This is a genomic window from Enterobacter sp. T1-1, from assembly GCF_000710795.1.
In the GTDB taxonomy this organism is placed as follows: domain Bacteria; phylum Pseudomonadota; class Gammaproteobacteria; order Enterobacterales; family Enterobacteriaceae; genus Enterobacter; species Enterobacter cloacae.
Genome location: NZ_JALW01000026.1, coordinates 37,869 through 47,244, shown reverse-complemented (window position 1 = coordinate 47,244; position 9,376 = coordinate 37,869). Strand labels below are relative to the sequence as shown.

Here is a 9,376-nt window from a genome sequence, read left to right as displayed (position 1 = left end):
GCCTGGGCGGGCCAGGGTTACGGCGGGGTGCAGATCCCGCGCGTGGGCGATGAGGTGGTGGTGGACTTTATCAACGGTGACCCGGACCGTCCGATTATCACCGGGCGCGTGTACAACGATGCCAGCATGCCACCGTGGGCGCTGCCGGCAGCGGCGACGCAGATGGGCTTTATGAGCCGCACGAAAGATGGCTCCGTGGATAACGCCAACGCCCTGCGGTTTGAGGACAAGGCGGGGGCGGAGCAGGTGTGGATCCAGGCCGAGCGAAATATGGATACCAGCATCAAGAATGACGAAACACATAGCGTTGGCGGCGAGCGTAGCCATTACGTAAAGAAAAACGAACTGCATCGCGTGGAAGCGAATCAGATCCAGGCGGTAAAAGGCGGAACCGAGATCCTGACCGGCAAAGGAAAGCTGGATGCGGCGGTGGAGCAGTATGTCCTTGCCTCCGGCACCAAACTGCGGCTGGTGTCAGGTGAAAGTGCGATTGAACTTAACGCTAACGGCAAAATTAGCCTGATCGGTAAAGAGTTTAACTTCTTCGTTGAAGGGGATGGTCATATCACCACGGGGGGTAAGCTGCATCTCAATACGTCAGGCGCTAAGCCAGGCACAACGGCGCCGGGCGCGGGGCACAAAGGAGACATTGATGCGGCGGTTCAGGCGAAATTCACGACCAAGGGTGATTAAGGCTGGAGCGGTGCTTGTCGCGTTATTAGCGATGGGCATGCCAGAAGGACACGCAACGAAAAAAGATCTCTGGATGTTGATTGCAGAGATGAGTGCTTCACTTAGAACGCTATCCAACACCAGTGTTAATGATCTGCCGTTGCAGTTTACGCTGACGAAAGATAATGAATACATTCACTTCTATCATGCCGATGATGTCAGGCTGGCAGAGGATATGCGCATTACCGGGATTGATTTACGGGTAAGCAAAGAGCGCGACGGCATGGCACCGTTATTGAATTTTTCCCCGTCAGGTCAGTGCATCACACTCGATGCCGTTAAAAAGCATTATCCGGAGCTGGTGTTAACGGATTATCCCCGAGGCCGCTCCGGAAATGAAGTGACCAGCTATACCGCGTCAGAAGATATGAATGGACAAAAGGCTAGTTTCAGTTTCTCCGTAAATAAACCTGATTGTCTGGACTCGGTTGTCATTAGTGCGGGCAGTGATTAACGTGAAAAATTACATTTTAATATTTCTTCGTTTTACCGCGATATTTTCCTCTCTGAACTGCTATGTGGTGTATGCACATAATATGCCGCCGGTTTTAGTTAACTAGGATTTTACTGTGCAGATGGAAGATGAGACTGTCAAATTGGGCGAAAGATGGACAGATGATGTTGCGCGTAAAATTGAGGTGCCGATAGAAGGTAATTTTGTCGGTGAGGTTCCTTTTGACGGAACCCACTATAAATTCTACCAGCATCAAAAGACGGGGCTTGACATTTATGTTTCCAATCTCTGGTGGGATAAGGTCGAACGCAATGTTGACGATTATATCGTATCGCAAATTACCCTTACCGCCGGGGAGGGCAAAACACCGCGCGGTATTCATGTAGGGTCAACAGCCAGGGAACTCAGTAATGCATATGGCAAGGGTCAGATGGAAAATGATGCCGGGGAACAATGGTGTTTTTATCAGTTGGGTAACAAGCTTCTCTCGTTCGGGATTAAAGACAGCAAGGTTGTGACAATAACAATGAATTACGATAATGGCGCCCAAGAGTAATTTATGGCCAGGAAAAATTTAGCATGCGCATTGTTCACCGCGCTATTACTGGGCTCAGTTGAAACTTCAGCCGAGCTTGATCTATCGCAATACAATAGGCTCGATACTGTAGGCCACATCGTTAACGACAGCGAAGTGAATGAGACGCTCAGGAAGACGCTGGGCAGCGATTACGAGACGTTTATTAGCAATTTTGATGTCTTTGGCGAACCCCATTCAACCTCAGGCGAAGGCCTGTTTGTTGAAGGCTGGCGTAACGATCTTTATCTGGAGAATGCGTCAGCTTTGGTCGTTGAACCTGACGGCAAAATCTATACGGCCTGGGTCGTTCCTGAGTCAGACGTTATTCATTATCAGTCATCTGATCATAGTCAGGTGGTGAATGCTTATATTCAGCAATGGGCTGCCAGATTCAAAGCGATGCATTTTGCAACGAACAGCCAGGCAAAATTAACGTTTGACGGGGTGTGGGCAGGCACGTTCGGCACTGACTCGACGCTAACCCTGCGTTTAACGGAATCAGGCGACCGTATCTCCGGGTCATATTGCTATATCTCTCAGAGAGGAAACCGCATCGATTGTCCCGCAGAGGATGAACACAATCTAAGCGGTGCTATCACGGGCAATCGTGCGAACGTTAAGTTTGACTCCTCGTTTGGCGGTGTGGATGGACGAGCCGTTCTGGAAATTAACGGAAGCAAAATGGCGTGGCGTTTAGTCACGCCTCCTCAAAAAGGTCGTTATTATGCTCCGCTGCGTTATACGTTAAATAAAGCGGCTCCCGTTCATAACGTTGAAACCAGAAAGCTGGATACCGATAAGTTCAGTATATCTCTGGTAAATAACTGCGGGCGTTTCGAGAGTGAGTGTGGCCAGATGTATTATCTTGGCGTTCGCAAAAGTGATAACAGTACGACCTCCTTAAAGGGGAAAACGCTTCAGGATCCCACAGGTAAAATAACCGGCTCAACCTATAAGAATGGGGACGTTACCTATACCGTGACCTATGCACCACTGAAACTGGTTGTCAGCAAAGGCGGCCATATTTTGGTTGAGCAGTCGGGCCACTGGCTTGAATAACGAAACAGCCGTTCAAAAGGCCAAATCAAACCGGACACTTTATTTCTTTCAATATTAATCATCCCGAGTCCACCTATGAAATACACCCTCCAGGAAGGTTCGTTTTCCCTTTTTCCTGCTGCCTGGCAGGATAACACGATGAACATCATTCGCGATGACGAAAGCGGGCTGTCTGTGGTTGTCAGTCGCGGGGTTATCCCGGATGGCAGCGATCATGAGAAAGAGTTCCACCGCCAGTGGGAGCTGCTGCGCCCACAGATGGGGGAGATCGTCCAGAGTGAATTTCAGCGCGTAAAAGCCGGTCCTGACGGAAAAATCAACGGTCTGGAAGTTGAAACCTCGTTTGACCGTAACGGCCAGCGCCTGTGGCAAAAACAGCTGGCGGTGCAGACCCCGGGTAAACCGGTCCTGATGATTTTTACTCTCTCGGCACTCAGAGCATTCAATGAAGAAGACGAGGCGCGCTGGAGCGCGCTTAAGCAAAGTTTGACGCTTAACGACAACCGGAATGTGTAAGGCATGAGCGATAACAACGCGGCCCGCAAGGGTGACGAGATTATTCACTCCAGCATTTTCGCGGATATCACCAGCATTGTGGCGGAAGGTGCCGCCTACGCGGTGATCGGCGCGGCGGTAGGGCTGGCAGCAACTGCCGCCGCACCACTGCTGGGGGCCGGGGCAGCCGCTGCGGGCGTGGCGGCGATTGGATCCAGCTGCCTGTTAAGCGGGATCGTTGGCGGCGTACTGGCTAACCTGGCGGGTGTTACTGACGATATCAGTAATATCGCGGAGGGACTGGGTGATGCGCTGTTCCCGCCGTCACCCGCAGGTAAAATCACCACCGGCTCCAGCAACGTGCTCACCAATAGCCTTCCCGCTGCACGCGCGGCCGGAACGCTGACCCCCGCAGATACGCCACCCCCAGAGCCACAGTCACCGGGTAGTTTTGCCGATTACGCCGGCATGTTGCTCTCTGCTGCCGGACAGTTCGGCAGCGAAATGTGGCAGCCGAGCGTGGCCTCCGCTGCGGCGGGTACATCGCCGCTGGAAGAGGATAAGGTCGCGTGTGAAAAACACTCCGGACCACAGTATCTGGCGGAAGGCTCTAAAAGCGTCTTTATCAATGAACAACCGGCAGTACGTGCCAAAGATCGCACCACCTGCGAAGGCACCGTTTCCGATGACGTTTCCCCGAATGTGATCATCGGCGGCGAGACGCTGACGGTTCGCGATATCAAGAGCGGCAAAACGCCGGGGCTGGCACTGGGGATGATTGCGCTCTCCCTGCTGCGCGGCCGTCCGGGCAAGATTTTAAAAAACATGCCCTGTGCCCTGGCAGCAGCCGGGGGCGGGATGCTGGCCGATATGGCCGTCAATGCCGTATTTGGTTCCTCGCACCCGGTTCATGCCGCCACCGGCGTGAAGGTGCTGAATGACGATGATGAGCTCGATTTCTCGCTGCCCGGGCGTTTTCCGCTTCGCTGGCAGCGCAGTTATAACAGCCTGACCACCCGCGAAGGGTTGTTTGGCCTGGGCTGGGCAACAACCTTTGACAGTTATCTGACGCTTGAAGAGAACAATGCCACCTGGTTCGACGAAACCGGGCGTGAGCTGAGCTTTGAACTGCCACCCGTCGACCGCGCATTCTACAGCATCAGCGAGGGTATCATCATCCGCTGCAACGAGAGCGGTGATGTGGCGATAGCCGATGATGACGGCGCGGTGTGGCGCCTGTATAAACCGACACGCGTGAATCCATCCGTTCTGCGTCTGGCCTCCCTTAGCGACGAATACGGCAACGCACTGCTGACAGAGTGGGATGAGCACGGCAGGCTGGTCGGTCTGCACGATGAGCCGCGGGCAATAGACGTCACCCTGCGCTATGAGGACGAACGGTTCCCACAGCGCGTAACCGCTGCCAGCCATTTTGACGGCAGCCGTAGCTGGCCGCTGATGCAATGGGGTTACGATGCGCGTGGCCAGCTGGCGAGCGCGACGGATGCCTCTGGTGTAGTTACCCGCGAATACCGCTATAACGACCATGGCCTGATGGTCTGGCATCGTCTGCCGGGGGGGCTGGAAAGTGAATACCGCTGGAAAAAATTTGACCACTGGCGCGTGGTTGAAAACCGCACCAGCACCGGGGATGGCTGTCGCTTCACCTACGATCTTGACGCCGGGTTGACCACCGTCGAACACTACGATGGTCAGAAACGTCAGCACTACTGGAACGCGCAAAATCTGATCGTCCGCTACGTTGACGAGCGCGGCGAGAACTGGCGCTACACGTGGGATGAGAACGAGCTCCTCACGCAACGCATTGATCCGCTCGGGAACACCGTCACCTTCGTTTACGACGAGATGGGCAACCGGGTGCAGGAGATCGACCCTGACGGCAATGCCCGCACCACGACCTGGCTTGAACACCGCGCGCTACCGACGGCCATCATTGAAGCCGACGGCAGCGCTACCCGGTTCTGGTACGACGAACATCACGGCCTGAACCGCGTGGTGGACCCAATGGGGCAGACCACGCTGCTGCGCCGGGATGAGTTTGGTCAGGTCGTTGAAGAGGTGGATGCCGCCGGAAACAGCCGCCATCAGGAGTACAACGAAGCAGGACAAGTGGTGCGTGCGACAGACTGCTCTGGCCACACCACCCGCTACCAATATCATCCGCTGGGCTGGTTGATGACCGAGACGGGCGCCGACGGCGAAGAGACGCGTTATCGCTACGACGCTGCCGGGCGCCCGGTACAGCTCGATCGCCCGGAAGGCTGGACAGAGTCGCTAAAATGGAACAAACGTGGCCTGCCGGTGAAGCATGCTGGCGCCGACGGGAAAGAAAGCGAGTTCAGATACGATGAGGCCGGACGCTTAACCGCCACGCGTAATACCCAGGGTGAAGAGGTCCGCCGCCGCTGGGACAGCAGAGGGCGTCTGATTGCCCTTGAAAATGAAAACGGCGAAGTGTATCAGTTCCGCTGGGGGCCTGACTCGCTCTTGCTGGAGGAGGTGGGGCTCGATGGTGTGGCCTCGCAGTATCGCTACGACGCCTGTGGGCGCACGATAGCGCGCACCTTTGCTGCCAGTCATCCGGAGGCCATCACCCACGCCTTTGCCTGGAGCGCGAGCGGGCAATTGGTCGCCCGCACTACGCCGGAAGGGCAGACCCGCTACCACTACACCCCGTCAGGGCTGTTGACCCGGATTGGGCTGCACCCGGCGCTTTCAGCCGACGCGTGGAGTACCGAGGCTGAGCAGGAGCTTTCCTTTGAGTATGACGCACTTGGTCGCGTGACCCGCGAAGCGGGCGAGCACGGTGAGCTGGCGTGGCAGTATGATGCCCTTGGCAACCGCACCTCCGTTACGCTGCCGGATGGCCGCGAACTCAAACAGTTCTACTACGGCAGCGGGCATCTGCTCAGCATTGCCCTTGATAAGTTGTCGGTATCCGACTTTACCCGCGACGAACTCCACCGGGAGACCAGCCGCACGCAGGGGCTGCTCACCACCCGCAGCGAATACGACCGTCTCGGCCGCCTGCATCGCCGGGATGTCTTCACCGGTAACGCCCAGCGCCCGTCACCACGCCGCTGGTCCCGCCGCTGGGATTATGACTACCGCAATAATCTGGTACGGGAAGAACGGGATGATAATCCGTTCAGCTGGTACCGCTGGCAGTACGACAGCGCCGGGCGCCTGCTCGTTCAGGACGGCACGCTGCCCGGGCAGGAGCAGTGGCGCTGGGATGCGGCCGGTAACCCGCTCGACGGATCTGCTGAAAAGATCACGCACAACCGTCTGACGCAGCTGAACGGCATTCGCTGGCGTTATGACATCCACGGCCGCACCGTGGAAAAGGATAACGGCCAGACCCGCTGGCACTACCGGTACGACGGTGAACACCGCCTGACGGAAGTGATCAGCCAGCCGCGGGATCGTAACAGGCCGCAGACGCAGGTCAGCTTCCGTTACGATCTGCTTGGGCGCCGCATCAGCAAAACGCGCCAGCAGATGCTGGGCGGACAGCCAACCGGTAAGCCCGTCACCACCCGGTTTGTCTGGGAAGGGTTCCGCCTGCTGCAGGAGCTGCACGGAGATGTACCGCTGACCTATGTCTACAGCGATCAGGACAGCTACGACCCGCTGGCACGTATTGACGGCGTTGATGTCCCGGAGATTTTCTGGTTCCACTGCCAGCCGAACGGTACGCCGGAACTGATGACGGATATCGAAGGGCAGGTGCGCTGGGAAGGCGTTAACAGCGCCTGGGGCAAGCTGCTACGGGAAAGCGAGACGCAGCTATCAGGATATTCCCAGAACCTGCGGATGCAGGGGCAATACCTGGACCGTGAGACAGGGCTGCACTACAATCTGTTCCGGTATTACGACCCGGACTGCGGGCGGTTTACGCAGCAGGACCCGATAGGGCTGGCGGGAGGGATAAATCTTTACCAGTATGGTGCTAATAGTCTAACCCGAATAGACCCTCTGGGATTAAAACAAGAGGAAGTTATACGCTATATGAGTAAAGATGAAGCGATTGCATCAGCTGCTGAACGCGGTGGTAAAGGCGGATTGGTTCCTAATAATCGTGGCGATAAAGCCATATGGGTTAATCATGATAGTCGACCAGGATTTAACCCTGGTAATGAAAAGTATCGTGCAGTTATGACTGTAAATGATTCTGGGGTTGAGCTTCTTAATCAACACAGTGATATATCAAAGGTTGATTATAAAGAGACCGGCCTAATGGATGGCGTTCTTTCAAAAAGAAATGAACCAGGAGCAAAGGGTATCGGTAAAAATATCCTGGCTCGTTTTAATGATAAAATTACCTCATTCCAGATTGAAAAGAAAGATGCTAAAGGTAATTGGAAGAAATGTGGCAAGAGGATTACTTAATGATTTTTGAAATGTTTCTACATAAAATTGAACACTTCACTAATGCGAGAGCAGAGATTGAAAGTTTTGGGAAATATATCTATATTCAGGATGAACCGGACCTTTTCCCCGTTTGTTTTAAAAAAGAAAATGGAAAGCATGCAGAATTAAGTCGTTGGCAAAATTGTTTCCCTAAAGCTACGTTACAGCGTGCATTGAATAAGTTAGACTTAAGTGATGGTGAGAAATATGCATTTGAAGTTCTCCTTTCTCGATTAGGTTATCTGTTTCAAATAGATAACCGACAGCGTATAGATAAAGATATCTTTATATTGTTTTATGTATATCAGCTCGTTTCTTTAAAAAATAACAAGAAAGATTACTCAATAAAAGCAAAAAACTACTTTTTAAAATTTTTGTGTTTTGAAATGGGTATGGATGATGACTCATATAAATTGCTTTGCATTACTAATGATGGGTTGTGTATAAATACTACTCAGCATGGTGCTGTATCAGTATTGTCATTGCTTGAGAAATTTTATGCACAATTTGAAAACAAGAAAAACCTTGAAGACATTAAGTCTATAAAGCATTATCAATCATCGGTATTGAATTTCCTATTTACTCACGATGACAGCAATTACCATCTGTTTTTTAATGATGCGAATTGCTATCTTAGCGATCCTGAAAATTTTATTAATACATATATAAAATCCAAAAAAACAATATATAAAGCTTTGGAGCAGTGTTTTGACAAGTATCAATCTACAAAGAATCTACTAATATCAAATTTCATCCTAATGAATTACTCTTATTACATTGTTAGAGGTAATTTGGCAGATCTTAAAACTTTAAAAAAATATATTTCTTCAGAAGTATTTGGAAAAATAATTTCTGCTATATTATACAGAGGTTTTTTTGTGGATGAAGAAAAAGTACTCAAGGTAGTTGGTGATGAATATAAATCTGGACTTGAAAGTGAAGATAGGAAGTTATTTAATTTAATATATTCGATTTAATATGTTAATGTTCGACCACAATTGAGGGTTTTAGGGTTCAAATAATGAACCCGAAGAATAGCCCTCGATTCTCAAAGGCCAACTTATGGCCGGTTAAGAATTTTACGGTGCGCACGTTGCCAATAAAAAATGTGTATACCTCATTCAGTGCTTTAATGCATGCTTCTATTAATATTATGGATTATTTCCTTAACAAAAAACATCATATGAATTTTTATAATGCTCAATATTTGAAGATACAAGTATCTACAACTAAAATCATTGAAAAATGAAGCAAGTTGCATCATGACAAAAATATGCCGAAGCGATAGAGCAATACCAAAGAAACTGGCAAGCTCTCTTTTAGCCAAAATTCGAAGGGAGTTTGCCAATTAGATCTCTGCGCGCATGTATAGTATTTATTTTGATCTCACCGACTACGCTGAGGCAAAGAAATGGGAAGAGACGACACTACTCATACGTGGAACGGATATTTACCACAGCACCTTTAATCGACATCGGCATGGTCTGTTATGAATTGAGATAATTAGTTTTTTGTAAAATAATCATACACACAACATATCCTTCACAATGACTAAAAATTGTCAAATATCATCATGAATTTATCATCACGAAGCATTACTAGCTATCTTTTTTTAATAAATTAAT

General features: G+C 51.0%; 7 protein-coding genes. All 7 read left to right on the top strand.

From position 1 onward, the window contains the following. Positions 1–693, top strand: a 693-nt coding sequence (locus tag AK59_RS0110870) for a type VI secretion system Vgr family protein (RefSeq protein ID WP_029882751.1), incomplete at its 5' end; no start/stop codon positions are given. 10 nt (positions 694–703) lie between these two features. Continuing rightward, a complete protein-coding gene (locus tag AK59_RS0110865; protein ID WP_029882750.1) occupies positions 704–1,186 on the top strand; it encodes a hypothetical protein in 483 nt (160 codons plus the stop codon). Positions 1,187–1,301: 115 nt separating this feature from the next. Next, entirely contained in the window at positions 1,302–1,742 is a 441-nt protein-coding gene (locus AK59_RS01000000123685) for a hypothetical protein (RefSeq protein WP_231501494.1), read from the top strand. Between the two features lie 3 nt (positions 1,743–1,745). Next, the gene (locus tag AK59_RS0110855) at positions 1,746–2,822 is read left to right on the top strand and encodes a hypothetical protein (RefSeq protein ID WP_029882749.1); all 1,077 of its coding nucleotides are present in this window, start codon (positions 1,746–1,748) and stop codon (positions 2,820–2,822) included. A gap of 75 nt (positions 2,823–2,897) precedes the next feature. After that, a complete protein-coding gene (locus tag AK59_RS0110850) occupies positions 2,898–3,338 on the top strand; it encodes a DcrB-related protein (RefSeq protein WP_029882748.1) in 441 nt (146 codons plus the stop codon). Between the two features lie 3 nt (positions 3,339–3,341). Then, positions 3,342–7,730: an RHS repeat-associated core domain-containing protein gene (locus tag AK59_RS0110845; protein ID WP_029882747.1), complete on the top strand. Its 4,389-nt coding sequence runs from the start codon at positions 3,342–3,344 to the stop codon at positions 7,728–7,730. Beyond that, entirely contained in the window at positions 7,730–8,728 is a 999-nt protein-coding gene (locus AK59_RS0110840; RefSeq protein WP_013096206.1) for a hypothetical protein, read from the top strand. Before AK59_RS0110845 ends, AK59_RS0110840 begins: the two co-directional genes overlap by 1 nt. The last annotated feature ends 648 nt before the right edge of the window (positions 8,729–9,376 follow it).